This is a genomic window from Oerskovia gallyi (assembly GCF_014836745.1).
GTDB classification, from domain to species: Bacteria; Actinomycetota; Actinomycetes; order Actinomycetales; family Cellulomonadaceae; genus Oerskovia; species Oerskovia paurometabola.
In genome coordinates this window covers 301,742-319,092 of record NZ_JACSQE010000001.1, presented here as the reverse complement: position 1 = coordinate 319,092, position 17,351 = coordinate 301,742, and the positions used below count along the sequence as shown (strand labels likewise).

16 protein-coding genes are annotated in these 17,351 nt (G+C 71.5%); 10 read left to right on the top strand and 6 right to left on the bottom strand.

Annotated features, from left to right (window positions below; translation table 11 throughout):
• Window positions 1–90: 90 nt before the first annotated feature.
• From H9640_RS01435 to H9640_RS01405, 7 genes are all read left to right on the top strand, one after another.
• Window positions 91–993 (top strand): ABC transporter permease, encoded by a 903-nt coding sequence (locus H9640_RS01435; RefSeq protein ID WP_404821880.1) that lies wholly within the window; start codon window positions 91–93, stop codon window positions 991–993.
• Between the two features lies 1 nt (window position 994).
• The gene (locus H9640_RS01430) at window positions 995–3,097 is read left to right on the top strand and encodes a dipeptide/oligopeptide/nickel ABC transporter permease/ATP-binding protein (RefSeq protein ID WP_191788948.1); all 2,103 of its coding nucleotides are present in this window, start codon (window positions 995–997) and stop codon (window positions 3,095–3,097) included.
• The gene (locus H9640_RS01425; protein WP_191788947.1) at window positions 3,094–3,888 is read left to right on the top strand and encodes an ATP-binding cassette domain-containing protein; all 795 of its coding nucleotides are present in this window, start codon (window positions 3,094–3,096) and stop codon (window positions 3,886–3,888) included. The genes H9640_RS01430 and H9640_RS01425 overlap by 4 nt, the downstream gene beginning before the upstream one ends.
• A 71-nt stretch (window positions 3,889–3,959) precedes the next feature.
• Window positions 3,960–4,883, top strand: a complete 924-nt coding sequence (locus H9640_RS01420; protein WP_191788946.1) for a dihydrodipicolinate synthase family protein — start codon at window positions 3,960–3,962, stop codon at window positions 4,881–4,883.
• Window positions 4,880–5,908 (top strand): ROK family protein, encoded by a 1,029-nt coding sequence (locus H9640_RS01415; RefSeq protein WP_204809468.1) that lies wholly within the window; start codon window positions 4,880–4,882, stop codon window positions 5,906–5,908. The genes H9640_RS01420 and H9640_RS01415 overlap by 4 nt, the downstream gene beginning before the upstream one ends.
• Window positions 5,909–5,940: 32 nt before the next feature.
• Entirely contained in the window at window positions 5,941–6,678 is a 738-nt protein-coding gene (locus tag H9640_RS01410) for an N-acetylmannosamine-6-phosphate 2-epimerase (RefSeq protein ID WP_318243591.1), read from the top strand.
• Window positions 6,679–7,010: 332 nt separating this feature from the next.
• Entirely contained in the window at window positions 7,011–9,548 is a 2,538-nt protein-coding gene (locus H9640_RS01405) for a sialidase family protein (protein WP_191788945.1), read from the top strand.
• 83 nt (window positions 9,549–9,631) lie between these two features.
• On the opposite strand, the gene H9640_RS01400 is transcribed toward H9640_RS01405, so the two are convergent.
• The 3 genes from H9640_RS01400 to ku form a co-directional block, all read right to left on the bottom strand.
• Window positions 9,632–10,111: a VOC family protein gene (locus tag H9640_RS01400; protein WP_191788944.1), complete on the bottom strand. Its 480-nt coding sequence runs from the start codon at window positions 10,109–10,111 to the stop codon at window positions 9,632–9,634.
• A gap of 115 nt (window positions 10,112–10,226) precedes the next feature.
• Window positions 10,227–10,733, bottom strand: coding sequence for a heme-degrading domain-containing protein (locus tag H9640_RS01395; protein ID WP_191788943.1), 507 nt, complete (start codon window positions 10,731–10,733; stop codon window positions 10,227–10,229).
• Between the two features lie 27 nt (window positions 10,734–10,760).
• Window positions 10,761–11,732 (bottom strand): non-homologous end joining protein Ku, encoded by a 972-nt coding sequence (ku, locus tag H9640_RS01390; RefSeq protein WP_191788942.1) that lies wholly within the window; start codon window positions 11,730–11,732, stop codon window positions 10,761–10,763.
• 143 nt (window positions 11,733–11,875) lie between these two features.
• Between ku and H9640_RS01385 the strand changes: the two genes are divergently transcribed.
• Complete coding sequence (locus H9640_RS01385; protein WP_191788941.1) at window positions 11,876–12,178, top strand: DUF1905 domain-containing protein; 303 nt, start codon at window positions 11,876–11,878, stop codon at window positions 12,176–12,178.
• On the opposite strand, the gene H9640_RS01380 is transcribed toward H9640_RS01385, so the two are convergent.
• Entirely contained in the window at window positions 12,175–12,939 is a 765-nt protein-coding gene (locus H9640_RS01380) for a GTP pyrophosphokinase (RefSeq protein WP_191788940.1), read from the bottom strand. The two genes, H9640_RS01385 and H9640_RS01380, sit on opposite strands and share 4 nt — an antisense overlap.
• Before the next feature lie 235 nt (window positions 12,940–13,174).
• On the opposite strand from H9640_RS01380, the gene H9640_RS01375 reads away from it, so the two are divergent.
• The gene (locus H9640_RS01375; protein ID WP_191788939.1) at window positions 13,175–13,786 is read left to right on the top strand and encodes a TetR/AcrR family transcriptional regulator; all 612 of its coding nucleotides are present in this window, start codon (window positions 13,175–13,177) and stop codon (window positions 13,784–13,786) included.
• A gap of 112 nt (window positions 13,787–13,898) precedes the next feature.
• A complete protein-coding gene (locus H9640_RS01370) occupies window positions 13,899–14,852 on the top strand; it encodes a DUF5692 family protein (protein WP_191788938.1) in 954 nt (317 codons plus the stop codon).
• Window positions 14,853–14,924: 72 nt separating this feature from the next.
• Here the strand turns inward: H9640_RS01370 and H9640_RS01365 are convergent, their stop codons facing one another.
• Window positions 14,925–16,646: an MDR family MFS transporter gene (locus tag H9640_RS01365; RefSeq protein WP_191788937.1), complete on the bottom strand. Its 1,722-nt coding sequence runs from the start codon at window positions 16,644–16,646 to the stop codon at window positions 14,925–14,927.
• Complete coding sequence (locus tag H9640_RS18920; protein ID WP_138824067.1) at window positions 16,643–17,284, bottom strand: TetR/AcrR family transcriptional regulator; 642 nt, start codon at window positions 17,282–17,284, stop codon at window positions 16,643–16,645. The genes H9640_RS01365 and H9640_RS18920 overlap by 4 nt, the downstream gene beginning before the upstream one ends.
• Window positions 17,285–17,351: the final 67 nt, after the last annotated feature.

Below are 17,351 nucleotides of genomic sequence, written 5' to 3'. Positions count from 1 at the left end.
GCCCCCCCCCCCACCCACCCCGACCCCGAGGAGTACCGCGTGACCGCGCTCCTACGACTGACCGGACGACGCCTGGTCGCCCTGCCCGTCATGATCCTGGGCATCACCCTGCTCGTCTTCGTCGTCATGCAGTTCGCGCCCAGCGACCAGGCGACCAACGCCCTCGGCGAGTCCGCCACGGACGCGGCCAAGGAGGCCTACCGGGCGGCCAACGGGCTCAACGACCCGATGCTCGTGCAGTACGGCAACTTCCTGGCCGGCCTCGTGCGCGGCGACATGGGCATGACCGTCCCGCCCTCCCAGCCCGTGAACGAGCTCATCGCCAACGCGTTCCCGCTCACGCTCCAGCTCACGTTCATGGGCCTGGCGATCGCCGTCGTGCTCGCGCTCGTGCTCGGTGTGACCGCCGCCCTCTACCGCGACCGCTGGCCCGACCAGGCCATCCGCGTCCTGTCGATCGCGGGCGTCGCGACGCCGTCGTTCTGGCTCGCGATCCTCCTCATCCAGCAGTTCTCGCTGCGCCTGGACTGGTTCCCGTCGGGCGGGTACACGAACCCGTCGGACGACTTCGGGATGTTCCTCGCCTCGATGTTCCTGCCCGCGCTCTCGCTCGCCATCCCGGTCGCGGCGTCCCTGACCCGTGTGGTCCGCACCGCGATGGTCGAGGAGCTCGACCGCGACTACGTGCGGACCGCGATCGGCTCGGGCCTGCCCCGCGGCGTGGTCGTCGGGCGCAACGTCCTGCGCAACGCGCTCATCACGCCCATCACGGTGCTCGGCCTGCGCGTCGGCTACCTCATGGGTGGCGCGGTCATCATCGAGGTCATCTTCGACCTGCCCGGCATGGGCAAGCTCATCCTCAACGGCGTGACCGCGAGCGACACCGCCCTGGTGCAGGGAGTGACGCTGACCGTCGCCCTGACCTTCGTGGTCGTCAACATCCTGGTCGACCTCCTCTACCTCGTCGTCAACCCTCGAATCCGGACGGTGTGACATGCGTCGGAAGCTGACAGAACGACTGTCCCGCCCGGGCCTGCGCCTCGCGGCCCTCCCCCTGGGCTCCAAGATCGCCCTCGGTTTCGTGCTCCTGGTCGCGCTCCTGGCGATCTTCGCCCCGCTCGTCGCGGCCTACGACCCGCTGCAGTCCGGTACGCCGGCCCAGCCGCCGTCGGGCGAGCACTGGTTCGGCACGGACCGCACGGGCCGCGACATCTTCTCCCGCATCGTCTACGGGGCCCGCTACTCGCTCGTGATCGGCCTGGGAGCCACGGCCGTGGCCCTGGTCGCCGGTGCGATCCTCGGCTCGATCGCCGCGACGGCCCACAAGGCCGTGAGCGAGACGCTCATGCGCATCCTCGACATCATCATGGCCTTCCCGGGCATCGCCCTGGCCGTGGTCTTCGTGGCCGTGTGGGGCAAGTCCCTGCCGGTCCTCATCTTCACGATCGCGTTCCTCTACACCCCGCAGATCGCCCGCATCGTCCGCGCCAACGTCCTGAGCCAGTTCGGCGAGGACTACGTGTCGGCGGAGAAGGTCATCGGCGCGCGGACCTCGCTGATCCTGATGAAGCACGTGGCGCGCAACTGCCTCGCCCCGATCATGGTGTTCGCGACCGTCCTGGTCGCCGACGCGATCGTGTTCGAGGCGAGCCTGTCGTTCATCGGCGCGGGCGTGCAGGACCCCGAGCCCTCGTGGGGCAACGTCATCGCCTACGGCCGCAACCTGCTCCTGAACGGCGGCTGGTGGGCGACCTTCTTCCCCGGCATGGCGATCCTCCTGACGGTCCTCTCGCTCAACGTCCTGTCCGAGGGCCTCACGGACGCCATGGTGCGCCCCGCGGCCCGCAAGCCCGCCGAGGCTCGCGCCGCCGCCGCCGAGGACGCAGCGCACGCGACCGACCCGCTGACCGAGCCCGACGCCGATGCGCCCCTGGAGTACACGGGCGGCGCCGACCTGCGCGAGCCCCGCGTGCTCGACGAGCTCGTCGCCGACACCTCGGTGATCCCCGACCCGGAGATCGCGATCGCGGCGGCCGCCGCCCAGCGCGAGGCCCTCGCGGTCCAGCTCGAGCGCCTGCGCGTCGTCGAGGCCGCCCGTACGGACCGCCTGGTCTACACGGGCGACGCGGCTCCGCTGCTCGAGGTCAAGAACCTCTCGATCCGCTTCCCCGAACGGCACGGCGACGTGGCCGTCGTGGACGACATCAGCTTCTCGGTGCGTCCCGGCGAGACCATGGCACTGGTCGGCGAGTCCGGCTGCGGCAAGTCACTCACGAGCCTCGCGGTCATGGGCCTGCTGCCCTCGTCCGCCCAGGTCACGGGAGAGATTCTGCTCGACGGCGTCGACCTGCTCACGGCGACCCCGGCGCGCCGCAACGCGCTCCGCGGCCACGAGATGGCCATGGTCTACCAGGACGCGCTGAGCTCGCTCAACCCGTCCATGCTGATCCGCTCGCAGATGGCGCAGCTCGTCAAGAGGGGCGGGACGCGCACCGCGGTCGAGCTCCTCGAGCTCGTGGGCCTCGACGCGGACCGCACTCTCAAGAGCTACCCGCACGAGCTCTCGGGCGGGCAGCGCCAACGTGTGCTCATCGCGATGGCCCTCACGCGTGACCCGCGCCTGGTCGTCGCCGACGAGCCGACCACGGCCCTCGACGTCACGGTCCAGAAGCAGGTCGTGGACCTGCTCAACGAGCTCCGGGGGGAGCTCGGGTTCGCGATGGTCTTCGTGAGCCACGACCTGGCGCTCGTCGCGTCGCTCGCGCACCGCGTGACGGTCATGTACGCGGGCCAGGTCGTGGAGTCGGCACCCGTGCCGAGCCTGCTCATGAACCCGCAGCACGAGTACACACGCGGGCTGCTCGGGGCGGTGCTGTCGATCGAGTCGGGGGCGAAGCGCCTGCACCAGATCCCCGGCACGGTCCCCTCGCCGCGAGACTTCGCGACGGGCGACCGCTTCGCCCCTCGGTCCTCGCGGCCGCAGGACGCGTTCGTGCCCCGTCCCCCGTTGCGCACGCTGCCGGGGACCGACCACCGCTACGCCAGCCACACCGAGTCGACCGACAGCGGTCTCCTGGTCCAGGAAGGTGCCCGATGAGCGAGAAGACTCCCGTCCTGGAGCTCAAGGACGTGCACGTGGTGCACAAGGCCCGCACGGGCAAGCTCTTCCGCCCGGACCGCGTCCACGCGGTCGCTGGGGTCGACATGGCCGTGCGCCGTGGCGAGACCATCGGCATCGTGGGCGAGTCGGGCTGCGGCAAGTCGACGCTCGCGAAGGTCATGGTGGGTCTGCAGGCCCCCACGAGCGGCGACGTCGTGTTCAACGGTCGCAGCGTGCTCAAGCGCAACGCCCGCACCCGCAAGGAGTTCGGGCGCGCGATCTCGATCGTGTTCCAGGACCCGTCGACGGCCCTCAACGGCCGCATGCTCGTGCGTGACATCCTGCGCGACCCGCTCGACGTGCACCAGATCGGCTCCCCCCGGGATCGGGAGCGTCGCGTGAGCGAGCTCCTCGACCTCGTGGGCCTGCCCCAGTCGGCCCTCGACGTGCTGCCGAGCCAGGTCTCGGGCGGTCAGCGACAGCGCGTGGCGATCGCCCGCGCCCTGGCCCTCGACCCGGACGTGATCGTCGCGGACGAGCCCACGTCGGCGCTCGACGTCTCCGTGCGGGCCCAGGTCCTCAACCTCCTGACGGACCTCAAGGCCCGCCTGGACCTCGGGCTCGTGTTCATCTCGCACGACATCCAGACCGTCCGGTACGTCTCGGACCGCATCGCGGTCATGTACTTCGGGAAGGTCGTCGAGGAGGGCACGGCCGAGGAGGTCTTCGACCGCCCGACGAACGACTACACCCGGACCCTGCTCGGCGCCGCGCCGACGCTGCTCTGACGGTCCACCATCCACCCGGCGCCGGGCGAAGCCTTCCGCCCGGCACCACCGCACCATCCTTGGAGTCCGCTGTGCCCACCACGACCACCTTCTCCGGTGTCATCCCTCCCGTCGTCACCCCGCTCACGGCCGACGGCGAGCTCGACCGCGCGTCGTTCGAGCGCCTCATCACGAGCCAGCTCGACGCGGGCGTGCACGGCCTGTTCGTGCTCGGTTCGTCGGGAGAGGTCGCGTACCTCGACGACGCGCGCCGCTCCCAGGTCATGGAGGCCGCGGTCGAGATCACCGCAGGCCGCGTGCCCGTCATGGCGGGCGTGATCGACCTGACGACGCGCCGCGTCGCGGACCAGGTCCGCCGGGCGCAGGACGCGGGGGTCGACGCGGTCGTCGCGACGGCTCCCCTGTACATCCGCACGAACGACGACGAGATCGAGCGTCACTTCCGGGGCGTCGCCGCGGCGAGCGACCTGCCGCTGTTCGCGTACGACGTCCCGGTGTGCGTGCACTCGAAGCTCGACCTGGGCATGCTGGTCCGCCTGGGCTCGGAGGGCGTCATCGCGGGCGTCAAGGACTCGAGCGGTGACGACGTCGGCTTCCGGCGCCTGGTCGCGGCGAACCGTGCCGCGGGCAGCCCGCTGCGCCTGTTCACGGGTCACGAGGTCGTCGTCGACGGCATGCTGCTGCTCGGCGCCGACGGTGTGGTCCCCGGCCTCGGCAACGTCGACCCGGCGGGCTACGTGCGTCTGTGGGACGCGGCGCAGGCCGGCGACTGGGTCCGGGCCCGCGACGAGCAGGACCGTCTCGCGTCGCTGTTCGAGATCGTCTTCCAGCCCCGCGGCTACAGCGGCGGCGCGAGCGGCCTGGGCGCGTTCAAGACGTCGCTGCAGCTCCTCGGCGTGATCGGGTCCAACGTCATGACGACCCCGGCTCCCGCCCTGGAGGGCGAGGTCGTCGACCAGATCAAGGTGATCCTCGCGGAGGCCGGGCTGCTGTGAGCGTCCCGACCAGCCACCGCACCGCCGTCGGGATCGACCTGGGCGGTACCAAGATCGCCGCGGGTCTCGTCCGCGACGACGGCACGGTCCTCGCCCGGGCCGGGGTCCCCACCCCGGCCCGGGAGGGGGCGGCCGCGATCCTCGACGCGGTCGCACGTCTGGTCACGCTCCTCCTGCCCGACGGCGCCGACGCGCCCGGGTCGTCCGGCGCACCGGACGTGCTGGTCGGGGTGGGCATCGGTTCGGCCGGGGTCATCGACTCGGGCCGCGGCCGCGTCGTGGCGGCGACCGACGCCCTGACGGGCTGGGCCGGGGCCGACCTCGCGGGCGGGATCGGTGCTCGCCTCGCGGCGGCGGGCGGCCCCGCGGCGGGCCTGCCCGTGCACACCGACAACGACGTGCACGCGCACGCGCTGGGCGAGCACTGGTTGGGGGCGTGCGCGGGGACGCGGACCGCGCTCGTCGTCGCGGCCGGCACCGGGGTCGGGGCCACGCTCCTGCTCGACGGCACGCCGCAGCACGGTGCGCGCCACGTGGCCGGGCACCTGGGCCACCTGCCCGCGGCCGAGGCGGCCGGCCTGCTGTGCACGTGCTCGCGCTCGGGGCATCTCGAGGCGATCGCGTCGGGACCTGCGCTGCACGCCCTGTACCTGCGCCTCGGCGGCGACGCCACGGTCGCCACGGCCCGGGTCGTGTGCCAGCTCACCGACGTCGACCCGGTCGCGCACCAGGCCGTGGTCCTCGCGGCCACGGCCCTGGGCCGGACCGTGGGCGGTGTCGCGAACATGCTCGACCCGGAGGTCGTCGTGATCAGCGGCGGCCTCGCAGGAGCCGGGAGCCTGTGGTGGGACACGATGTCCGCCGCGGTCGCGTCCGAGCTCATGCCCGCGCTCGACGGCCTGCCCGTCGTGACCGCGACCCTCGGCGGCGACGCCGCCGTCCTGGGGGCGGCCCGGCTCGCGTTCGTCGCGCACGAGGCGCGCGAGACACCCGCCGCACCGCTCGCCTCCCTCGCAGCACCGTGACAACCGTCCCTTCTCGCCTCCCGGAGGATCCCGTGACCGACCGTCCGTCGACTGCCCCCGCACCCACCGCGGGGCCGGTGACCACCGACCCGCTCGTCGCGTTGCGCGGCGGCCTCGTCGTCTCGTGCCAGGCCTATCCCGGCGAGGCCATGCGGGACCCGCGGACCATGACCCAGGTCGCGCTCGCCGCGGTCCGCGGCGGCGCGGTGGGCATCCGCGTGCAGGGCGTCGCGGACGTCGAGCACGTCACGCACGCGTTCGCCGAGCTCGGGATCACGGTGCCCGTCACGGGGCTCTGGAAGGACGGCACCGAGGGCGTCTTCATCACCCCGACGCTGCGTCACGCTGTCGCCGTGGCCCGCGCGGGGGCCACGATCGTCGCGATCGACGGGACCCGGCGCCCGCGCCCCGACGGCCTGAGCCTCGCGGACACCGTCGCAGGCCTGCGCGAGCACACGTCCGCGCTCGTCATGGCCGACTGCGGGAGCCTCGACGACGCGCTCGCGGCCCGCGACGCGGGGGTCGACGTCGTGGGGACGACGCTGTCCGGGTATACGGGCGAGCGTCCCCGCACCGACGGGCCGGACCTCGAGCTGCTCGCCCAGCTCGTCGACCGCCTCGACGTGCCCGTGATCGCCGAGGGCCGCGTCCACTCCCCCGCCCAGGCGCGCGCCGCGCTCGACGCGGGCGCGTGGGCGGTGGTCGTGGGGACCGCGATCACCCACCCCACGAGCATCACCGGCTGGTTCGTCGACGCCCTCACGGCCTGACGCCGCCCCGCTCTCCGCGCCGGGCTCGCACCGCCCGACCACGACCGACCCGACCCGACGCAGCCACACCCCGGGACGCCCGCACCGCCGCGGACGCCCCGGCCCCGCACCGCCGGGCCACGACGGTCCCGCACCCGCCCGCCCGACGTCCGCTCCGCCGTCGGGCACCTCGCACCAGGAGCACCACAGACCGGACCCCCGCACCCGACTCGGTGCCGAGGCGGAGGTCCGCGCCGTGCCCGCCCCGCGCCCGGGACGGGCACGGCCACCGCAGGACCGCACCGTGCAGCACGACAGCAAGAGCTCTGACCCGACGATGCCAGGAGTATCTGATGCCACTGCACCCATCCACCCCGCCGAGCGCAGCGCTGCCAGCGCCGCCCGCGCGCGCACGAAACCGCAGGTCACGACCGGCGCTCGCCGCCGGACTGTCCCTGCTCCTCGTCGCCCCGGCCGCGAGCGCCCAGGCGTTCGACCCGTTCCCGCCCGCCGCGACCGACGGGCCCGGGACGTTCTCCGAGCAGACCCTCGCGGTCGGCGGCACGGGCGGCTACGCGAACTACCGCATCCCCGCGCTGACCACGACGAACGACGGCACGATCCTCGCCTCGTACGACGGGCGTCCGTTCAACGCGGGCGACGCCCCGCAGCCCAACTCGATCCTGCAGCGCGTGAGCCGTGACGGCGGCGCGACGTGGGAGCCCACGACGGTCGTGGCCGCGGGGCACGGGACGAACTCGTCCCCCGACAAGTACGGGTTCTCCGACCCGTCCTACGTCGTGGACCGCGAGACGGGCACGATCTTCAACTTCCACGTGAAGTCGTTCGACCAGGGCTTCGGCGGGTCGGCCACGGGCGTCGACCCGACCAACCGGCAGATCCTGCACGCCGCCGTCAGCGTCTCCGAGGACGGGGGCGAGACCTGGGAGGGCCGCGTCATCACCGAGGGCGCCAAGGACCCGTCGTGGGCCGGCATCTTCGCGGCGTCGGGAGAGGGCATCCAGCTGCGCTACGGCGAGCACGCCGGACGCCTCGTCCAGCAGTTCACCGCCCGCACGGGCGGGACCTACAAGGCCTACAGCGTCTACTCCGACGACCACGGCGCCACCTGGACGCACGGCGAGGCGTTCGGCACGGGCATGGACGAGAACAAGTCCGTCGAGCTCTCCGACGGACGCGTCATGATGAACTCGCGCGACTCGGCGGGCAGCAAGTACCGCAAGGTCGCGTTCTCGACCGACGGCGGGCACACCTACGGCCCCGTCACGCTCGACCGCCAGCTCCCCGACCCGACCAACAACGGCTCGATCTCGCGCCTTCACCCCGACGCCCCCGAGGGCTCGGCCGAGGCGAAGATGCTGCTGTTCAGCAACTCCAACAGCACCACGGGCCGCGAGAACGTGACCGTGCGCCTCTCGTGCGACGACGGCGCGACCTGGCCCGGCTTCCGGGTCGTCAACCCCGGCTCCGGCGCCTACTCGACGCTCTCGCCGCTCGGCGACGGACGCTTCGGGCTCCTGTACGAGACGCAGGGGATGAACGCGATCTCGTTCGCCAGCTTCGACCAGGAATGGTTGAACGCGACGTGCGCGTCGACCGTCGTGCCGGACACGACCGTCGCGACGGGCGGCACCGTGCAGGTACCGGTCAAGGTCACGAACCAGAACCAGGCGCCCCTCGCGGCCTCGCGCCTGACGATCGACGCCCCCGTGGGCTGGAGCGCGACCACGGTCGACGTGCCGGCGCTCGCGGTCGGCCAGACCGCCACGGTCCAGGTCGCGCTCACGGCGTCCGCGACCGCTGCGGCGACCACGGCCGCCAACCCCGTCCGGGTCCAGAGCGTCCTCACCGCAGCCGACGGCACCCAGGCTCGCGCGTACGGCTACGTGACCGTCACGGGCGGCCCCGCCGGCCCCGTGACCTCGCTCGCGGTGTTCGGGAAGTACACGACCGACCGGGACGTCGCGGCCCAGCCGTACACGCTCGGCGAGCGCGTGCCCTACTCGTTCCGCGTCTACAACACCGGGACCACGGCCTACCGCTCGACCGCGACCGGCAACCTGACGAACCTGTCCCCGGGGTGCAACTGGAGCAGCCTGCCCGCGGGTGGCACCTACCTGTGCGCGCTCGCGTACCGCGTGGTGACGGCGGGCGACCTCGCGGACGGCTTCTTCGTCCCCGAGACCCGCTGGTTCATGAACGCCGACCAGGCCTCGTCGGTCGCTCTCACGGGCGAGCCCGTCGACCTGGTCGACCGCCGCCCCTCGCTCGCCGTCACGGCCGGCGAGGCCACGGTCGAGGACACGGACGCGAACGGCTCGGTGAACGCGGGCGACGTCGTGGTCAACCAGGTCACGGTGCGCAACACCGGCAACGTGCGGCTCACGGGGGTCGGGGCCACGGGCCTGTGCACGCTGCCCGAGCTCGCGGTGGGAGCCGAGGCCGCGTGCGGCACCGTGCGGCGCACCCTCACCGCGGCGGACGTCGCGGCGGGCTCGCTCGCGGGCCGGACCGTCACGGTGGCAGCGTCCAACGGCGACCTCGCCGTGACCGGGCAGGTCGACGTCGCGCCCTTCGAGGTGCCCGCGCAGCCCGTCGTCCCCGTCGAGGTGACCGCGAGCGCGCAGTGCGTCGCCGGCAAGGTCCACCTCACGGGCCGTGCGGTCAACGCCGGGGACGAGGCGCTCGACGTCACGATCCGTTCGACCGCCGGCACCAAGGCGTTCGCGGGGCTGGCGCCCGGGCGCAGCGCGTCGCAGCGGTTCGCGACGCGTTCCGCCTCCGTCGCGGCCGGGCAGGTCTCGTTCGACGTGACCGCCGGTGGCGCGACGTCGACCCTCGCCGCGCCCTACGACGCGACGTCGTGCTGAGCCGCGGCTGACGCACCACAGACCTCGGCCCTCGTCCCCGTGCCGGCGGGGACGGGGGCCGAGCCTCTTCGCCCCCCGCGGCGTCAGGCGTCCGCGGGCTGCTTCCCCTCGAACGCGGCCCGCAGCGCGGGCATCTCGAGCTTGATCATCTGCATCATGGCGCCCATCATGCGCGCCACGGCCTCCTGGTCGTCGGACTGCGCGAGCTCCTCGAACTCGACGGGCACGACCTGCCACGACAGCCCGTAGCGGTCCTTGAGCCAGCCGCACTGCGACTCGGTGCCGCCGCCCGAGAGCAGGGCGTCCCAGTAGTGGTCGACCTCGGCCTCGTCCTCGCAGCGCACGATGAACGAGACGGCCTCGCTGAACGGGAACAGGTGGTCGGGGCCACCGTTGATGAGGTTGAAGGGCTGCCCCTGCAACGTGAAGTCGATGGTGACGAGGGTGCCGTCGGGCATCTTCAGCGAGTCGCCGACGGTGCTGTCGGGGAACACCGACGTGTAGAAGGCCACGGCCTCCTCGAGGCCGCCGTTGAACCACAGGCTCGGGACGATCGGTCGCATCGTTCTCCTCCTCCCGCGCGGCGCGCGGTGCGTCACGCTCTTCTGGTCCGACCGGCCGGGGCCGGCGAACTCATCGGTCGGCGCGCCCGGTCGGGCTCACCGGCCGTGGGGCGCGTCAGGCAGCCGTCCGCAGGAACGTCCCCAGCGCCTCGACAACGAGCAGGTGGTCGTCGCGCTGCGCCAGGCCCGACACGGTCACGACGCCGATCACCCCGACTCCCTCGACCCGCAGCGGGAACGCCCCGCCGTGGGCCGCGTACTCCTGGAGCGACAGCTCGTGCTGCGCGGTGAACGTCGTCCCCTTGGCCTTGGCCCGCAGGCCCATGAGGTAGGACGACGCACCGAACCTCTCGACCACGCGCACCTTGCGCTGGACCCACGTGTCGTTGTCGGGCGTGGTCCCCTCGGTCGCGGCGTGGAAGACCTGCTGCGGTCCGCGGCGCACGTCGATCGTGATCGGCAGCGACCGCTCGGCCGCGAGCTCGACGAGCAGGCAGCCGAGCCGCCACGCGTCGTCGTGCGTGAAGCGGGTGAGCACGAGCTCGCGTTCGTGCTGCTCGGCCTCCGCGATGAAGCGGGCCGTGCGTGCGTGGTCGTGGTTCTCGGGCTGGTCGTGGGTCATGGCGTCAGCCTGGCACGCCGCGGCACGTCACGCCGAGGCCTTCTTGCGCGTCGTCTTCTTCGCGGGTTCCTTCGTCGAGGCGGCCTTGCCGTCCGAGGCGCGCGACGCCGTCGTGCCCTTGGTCTTCTTCGTGGCTGCGGCGCTCTTCTTGCTGCCCGACGACGCCGCCTCCTTCGCGGTCTTCTCGCCCTTCGCGTCACCCGACTTCTTGCCGCGCGAGCTCTCGACGCTGCGGCGCAGGGCCTCCATGAGGTCGATGACCTCGGCCCCGTCGCCGCCCTTCTCCTCCTGCTCGCCGAACGTCTCGGCGGTGTCCAGGGCCTCGCCCTTCTCGATCTTGGCCTCGATGAGCTGGCGGAGCTGGGCCTGGTAGTCGTCCTGGTACTCCTCGGGCGTGAAGTCGGCCGCGAAGGACTCGACGAGCTGGGACGACATCGCGAGCTCCTTGGCGCTGACCTTCGCGGGCTCGTCGAGCGTCGGGAACGCGGCCTCGCGCACCTCGTCGGCCCACAGCAGCGTCTGCAGGACCAGCACGTCGTCGCGCACGCGCAGCGCCGCGAGCCGCGTGCGCTGACGCAGCGCGAACTTCACGATCGCGGTCCGGTCGGCCTCCTCGAGCGTGCGACGCAGCAGCACGTACGCCTTGTTCGAGGACGAGTCCGGCTCGAGGTAGTAGCTGCGGTCCAGGAGCATGGGGTCGATCTGGTCGTTCGGCACGAACTCGACGACCTCGACCTCGCGGCTGCGCTCGGCGGGCAGCGCCCCCAGGTCCTCGGCCGTGAGCACGACCGTGCGCTCGCCGTCGTCGTACGCCTTGTCGATGTGCTCGTACGCCACGACCTCGCCGCAGACCTCGCACCGTCGTTGGTAGCGGATCCGACCGCCGTCCTTGTCGTGCACCTGGTGCAGCGGCACGTCGTGGTCCTCGGTCGCCGAGTACACCTTGATCGGCACGTTGACGAGACCGAACGTGATGGCACCCTTCCAGATGGCCCTCATGCCTCCATGGTGCTCCCGGGCGCGAGGGCTGGCGAGTCGTCAGACCATCTGGAGCCGGTGGCGCGGGCCGTCGGGGAGCATCATGGCGCGACTGCCCGCGGCGCGGACCGCGCGCTGTGGGTGCCGCCCGGCATCATGGGCGCATGGTCGGCACCAGGTACGAGTTCGAGGCGGAGCTGTGGCGATGGACCGCGCGCAGCGACACGTGGGTCTTCGCCGCCCTGCCGACCGACGTGAGCGACGAGATCGCGGACTCCCCGCTCCCCCCGGCCGGGTTCGGCTCGGTCAAGGTCGAGGTCACGCTCGGAGAGTCCCGCTGGTCCACGTCGGTCTTCCCCGACGCCGAGCGCAAGACGTTCGTCCTGCCCGTCAAGGCCGCGGTACGTCGCCGTGAAGGGGTCGACGTCGGGGACACCGTGCGGATAGCGGTCGAGACGCTGATCTAGCCTGCCGGCTCGGCGTCGGTCGCACCCGGCCTGCCGCGCAGGTAGGAGTCGAGCAGCTCCCACGACGGCGTGAACGGACCTGCCATCTTCTCCGTCCCCGGGCGGAGGACCGCGGTGTCGCGCGAGTGCTGGAGGACCTCCTCGTGCAGACGCTCCATCTTGGCGTCGAGCTCGGAGGCCGCGAGCGAGGCCTCCTTGAGCTCGTCGAGGAGGCGCTGCGGCACGGCCTTGTCGTACTTGTAGTAGATCTTGTGCTCGAGGCTGGCCCAGAAGTCCATGGCGATGGTCCGGATCTGGATCTCGACGACCACGGGCTGCACCCGGTCGGACAGGAACACGGGCACCTCGACGATCAGGTGCAGGCTCTTGTACCCGTTGCCCTTGGGGTGCGCGATGTAGTCGCGCTCCTCGAGGACGACGACGTCGCGCTGGGCCGCGATCATGTCGCGCACCGTGTAGATGTCGGACACGAAGCTGCACGTGACGCGCACGCCCGCGATGTCGAAGATCTCCGCGCGCAGCGCCTCGATCGTCAGGTCCACGCCCTTGCGACGCGCCTTGGCGAGCAACGACTCCGGCGACTTGAGGCGCGAGGACACGTGCTCGATCGGGTTGTACTCGTGGGCGTAGGCGAACTCGTCGCGCAGGATGGTGATCTTCGTCATCACCTCGTCCATGCCGAACCGGTACGTCATCATCAGCCGCGTGAAGTGCTCCCGCAGGGCCCTCAGCTCTGCCCCGACCTGGGGTTCACCGCTCATGGATTCCTCGCTGATCGTGCCGACGTCGATCCTCCACCGTCGCACACCGTCAGGTCCCGGGGCGCCGGCGTCCGCCCTCGCCCACCGCTCGTCTCACGTCGTGGCCCCGAGCGCCCGTCGCGACGGGCCGTTGGGCCCCGAAGCCCGGGACTAACGTCCTGACCTGGTCGAACACTGTTGACGCTGTGTCAATAGTGGATCTAGCGTCCAGTTATCAGCTCAGGAAGGGGCTCCGATGACCGACGCGACGACGCCGAGGAGGCGACGTTCAGCACCCGAGGTTCGTGCCGAGGAGATCGTGCACGCCGCCCGCGAGCTGTTCGCCGAGCAGGGCATCGCCCGGACCTCGACCAAGGAGGTCGCCGAGCGCGCGGGCATCGCCCGGGGCCTCGTCTACTACTACTTCCCCGACAAGGACGCTCTCGTCGACGCCGTGCTCGAGGGCTACGTCGCAGAGTTCGTCGAGGCCGTGCGCGCGTGGGACGCGGCGCGCCAGCCCGGGAACATCGACAAGGCCCTCGTCGACTGCATCGCGATGTTCCGCACGCACCTGCGGGCGGTCGCCCCGCTGCGCGACGACATGCAGCGCACGGAGAGCGCCGGGCTGTACAACCGTTTCCTCGACCGGGCCGTGCGGGCCGTGGTCGAGTGCATCGGCGCCACGACCGTGGAGGCCTACGCGGCCAGGCACCACATCGGCATCGAGCACGTGCCCGAGACCTTCTACGTCCTCGTCTACGGGCTCGTCGGCCTCGCCCGGAACACCCCGGAGGTCGACGACGCCGTGCTCGTGACGATCGTGCGCCAGGTTCTGCACCTCGAGGAGGCGCGTTCCGACACCGAGTGACGCGACGGCCCGGAACCCGACGGTGCGCCGGGACCGGGCTCGCTCACCTGGCGCACCGTCCTCCACCCCGGGCGGCCACGAGCCGTCCCGTCGTCCTGAGAAAGGGAGCGACGTGTTCCTCTTCGATTCCATCCCCTGGCAAGCGGCCGTCATGTGGTTCGTGGTGCTCGCTGCCCTCGTGGGCCTCAACGAGCTCGTCCGCTGGTCCAAGACCGCCGCGATCGGCATCTTCGTCGTCCTGCCGGTCCTGCTGACGATCTTCGTCTGGCCTCACACCGCGGGGGCAGGGTCCTCGACCGGCACCTGGTTCCACTGGGTCAAGGTGTACTCGGCCCTCGCCGGGTGCATCGGCTTCATGCTCATCCGCTACAACAAGCGCGTCGGGGCGATGAAGTACGCCCTGCTTTTCCCCCCGGCGATCCTCGCGCTCAACATCGCCGAGGCCGTGATCCGTGACTTCCAGGTCTACGGCATGGACGGCATGGTCGACGGCGTGTTCATGGTCGGCGGTTCGTGGAACATCATGAACGGCATCGCGGGCATCCTGAACCTGCTGACGATCTGCGGCTGGGCCGGCATCTACATCACGCGCGACCGGTTCCGCGACATGGTCTGGCCCGACATGATGTGGTTCTGGATCATCGCGTACGACCTGTGGAACTTCGCGTACGTCTACAACTGCGTGGGCGACCACGCGTTCTACGCGGGCGCCGCGCTGCTCATCAGCTGCACGATCCCGGCGTTCTTCCTGCGCAAGGGCGCCTGGCTCCAGCACCGTGCCCACACGCTCGCGTTCTGGATGATGTTCACGATGGCCGTGCCGACGTTCGTCTCGGACTCGTCGTTCGCCGTCGACTCCTCGCACAACCCCACGGCACTGTTCGTCGTGAGCCTGGTCTCGCTGCTCGCCAACGTCGCGGTCGCCGTCTACCAGGTCAAGGTGATCGTGACCAAGCGCCGCAACCCGCTGCGCGACGAGCTCTTCACGGACCACAAGTCCTACCAGGAGCTCGCGAAGGATCGCCCGGCACCGGAGCTCGCGACCGCAGGCGCCACGACCGCCTGACGCGCCCGCGCGCGACCACGGGCCGCCCCGACACGGTGTCGGGGCGACCCTTCGTCGCGTGTGCGGGTCCGGCTACCGCTCGGGTCGCGCCCCGGCGCGCACGCTCTCTCCCCGCCCGACGGCGTCGCTCGCCCCGTCGGCGTCGGCGTCGGTCACCAGGAGCTGGCCCTCGGCCAGGGACTCCGCGGCGATCTCGTGCTCGACCGAGGTCGCGAGCGGCTTCTCGTGGACGAAGCACAGGGCGATCGCCGCGATGACCGCGAGCGGCACCATGTAGAGGAAGAGCGGCACGAGCGCCTCGTTGTAGGACTCGATCACGAGGGCGCGCACGCCGTCGGGCAAGGACTGCACCAGGTCCGGGGTGAGCGAGCCCGTCCCTCCCGCCGAGCCCGTGCCCTGCGGGAACTTCTCCGCGAGGAGCGTGGTCAGACGAGCGATGAAGACGCTGCCGACCACGGCCGAGCCCAGCGTGGCGCCGACCTGGCGGAAGTAGTTGTTGGCCGCGGTCGCGGTCCCGACCTCGCGCAGGGGGAACGAGTTCTGCACGATGAGCGTGAGGATCTGCATGCTGCTGCCCAGCCCGATCCCGATCACCCCGAGGAACACGCAGATCATCGGGGTCGGGGTGTCCGCCTCGACGGTCGAGAGCAGGGCCAGGCCCACGCCCAGGATCAGCGACCCGACGATCGGGAGGACCTTGTACTTCCCGGTGCGCGAGACCATCTGCCCCGTGACGACCGAAGTGACGAGCAGCGAACCCATCATGGGGATCATGAGCAGGCCGGCGACGGTCGCGCTGGCCCCGGTCGCCATCTGCAGGTAGGTCGGCATGTAGCCGATCGCGCCGAACATCGCGATGCCCGTCGCGAGGGCCGCGATGGTCGTGACCGTGAAGTTGCGGTCCGCGAACAGGTGCAGCGGGATGATCGGCTCGTCGGCGCGCCTCTCGACGAGCACGAACGCGACGGCCGCCACGACCGCGAGAGCGATCAGGCCGAGGATCGTCGCCGAGCCCCACGCGTACTGCGAGCCGCCCCACGTCCCGACCAGGACGAGCGCCGTGGTCGCGACGGCCATGAGGGCCATGCCGAGGTAGTCGTGGCGCACGCGCTCGGCGCTGCGAGCCTTCTTGGGCAGGTGCAGGAGGAAGATCGCGGCGAGCGCCGCGACGACGCCCAGCGGGATGTTGATCCAGAAGACCCAGCGCCAGCCGGGACCCTCGGTGAACCAGCCGCCGAGCAGCGGGCCCGCGACCGAGGAGACCGCGAAGACGGCACCCATGATGCCCATGTACTTGCCGCGCTCACGGGCGGGGATGACGTCGGCGATCGCGGCCTGAGACAGGATCATGAGCCCGCCGCCACCGAGGCCCTGGACCGTGCGGCCCACGATGAGCAGGTTCATGTCGCCCGCGAGGGCGCCGATGACCGAACCCGCCATGAACAGCAGGATCGCGGTCAGCAGCAAGGGCTTGCGCCCCAGGACGTCGGAGACCTTGCCGTAGATCGGCATGGTGATGGTCGAGGCCAGGATGAAGGCCGTGATGACCCAGCTCATGTGCTCGACCCCGTCGAGCTCGCCCACGATGGTGGGCAGCGCGCTCGACAGCACCGTCTGGTTGAGCGACGCGAGCAGCATCGTGACCATGAGGCCCAGGAAGAGCAGCACGATGCCCCGGTCCTTCGGGGTCACCGCCGGGGTGTCCGGGGACGACGGTTGGTCGGGCGCGGTGCCTCGGGTGGTCGTCGCGCCTCGGGTGGGTGCCGGCGTGCCGGCTCGGGGGGTGGTGGTCATAGCGTGGCCTCGAAGACCTCTCGGAAGATGGTGATCGCTTCGCTGATCTCGGCCTCGGCGTCGGCGTCGCTCAGGGCGGTGCCGGGGTTGCGCGAGTACGCGAAGCGCATGATGGTGCCGGCGAGCATGAGGAGAGCCCGCGCGGTGTCGGGGCTGTCGGGCAGGCCCAGCGACGCGAGCTCGCTGAACCCCGTCCCGTCCTCGGCCCGGTCGGACAGCAGGTCGTTGACGAGCCCCTCGACCTGGGAGACGTAGCCCATGGCGTGCTTGCGCAGCTCGGGGTGCTCCCGCACGAGCGCCTTGCGCTCGGCGAACGGGACGCCGGGGTGGAGCGTCGAGCGCAGGATCGAGAGCAGGAACCGCACGACCCGTTCGAACGCGGGCCCCTCGGTCTCGGCACGGAAGGCCGCGAGCGCCTCGTCGGAGACGGTCGGGGGCACGAGCCCCAGGATCGCCTCCTCCTTGGTCGTGAAGTAGTTGAAGAAGGTCCGCGGCGAGACTCCCGCCGCGGCGGCGATCTCCTCGACGGTCGCGTGGTGGAGCCCCTTCTCGCGGACCAGTGCGGCGGCCGCCTGGTGGATCGTGAGCCAGGTCTCGGCGCGCTTGCGTTCGCGGAGGGACGTCGGTGCGGTCTGCATGACTGCACTGTATGCACGACTGCAAAGATTGCACAACTGCACGTTTAGCTCCTACGGCTCTCGCCGC

Coding starts and splice junctions, on each gene's coding strand:
- H9640_RS01435 (WP_404821880.1), top strand. CDS start 91: ATGATCCTGGGCATCACCCTGCTCGTCTTCGTCGTCATGCAGTTCGCG.
- H9640_RS01430 (WP_191788948.1), top strand. CDS start 995: ATGCGTCGGAAGCTGACAGAACGACTGTCCCGCCCGGGCCTGCGCCTC.
- H9640_RS01425 (WP_191788947.1), top strand. CDS start 3,094: ATGAGCGAGAAGACTCCCGTCCTGGAGCTCAAGGACGTGCACGTGGTG.
- H9640_RS01405 (WP_191788945.1), top strand. CDS start 7,011: ATGCCACTGCACCCATCCACCCCGCCGAGCGCAGCGCTGCCAGCGCCG.
- H9640_RS01400 (WP_191788944.1), bottom strand. CDS start 10,111: ATGCGACCGATCGTCCCGAGCCTGTGGTTCAACGGCGGCCTCGAGGAG.
- H9640_RS01395 (WP_191788943.1), bottom strand. CDS start 10,733: ATGACCCACGACCAGCCCGAGAACCACGACCACGCACGCACGGCCCGC.
- ku (WP_191788942.1), bottom strand. CDS start 11,732: ATGAGGGCCATCTGGAAGGGTGCCATCACGTTCGGTCTCGTCAACGTG.
- H9640_RS01385 (WP_191788941.1), top strand. CDS start 11,876: ATGGTCGGCACCAGGTACGAGTTCGAGGCGGAGCTGTGGCGATGGACC.
- H9640_RS01380 (WP_191788940.1), bottom strand. CDS start 12,939: ATGAGCGGTGAACCCCAGGTCGGGGCAGAGCTGAGGGCCCTGCGGGAG.
- H9640_RS01375 (WP_191788939.1), top strand. CDS start 13,175: ATGACCGACGCGACGACGCCGAGGAGGCGACGTTCAGCACCCGAGGTT.
- H9640_RS01365 (WP_191788937.1), bottom strand. CDS start 16,646: ATGACCACCACCCCCCGAGCCGGCACGCCGGCACCCACCCGAGGCGCG.
- H9640_RS18920 (WP_138824067.1), bottom strand. CDS start 17,284: ATGCAGACCGCACCGACGTCCCTCCGCGAACGCAAGCGCGCCGAGACC.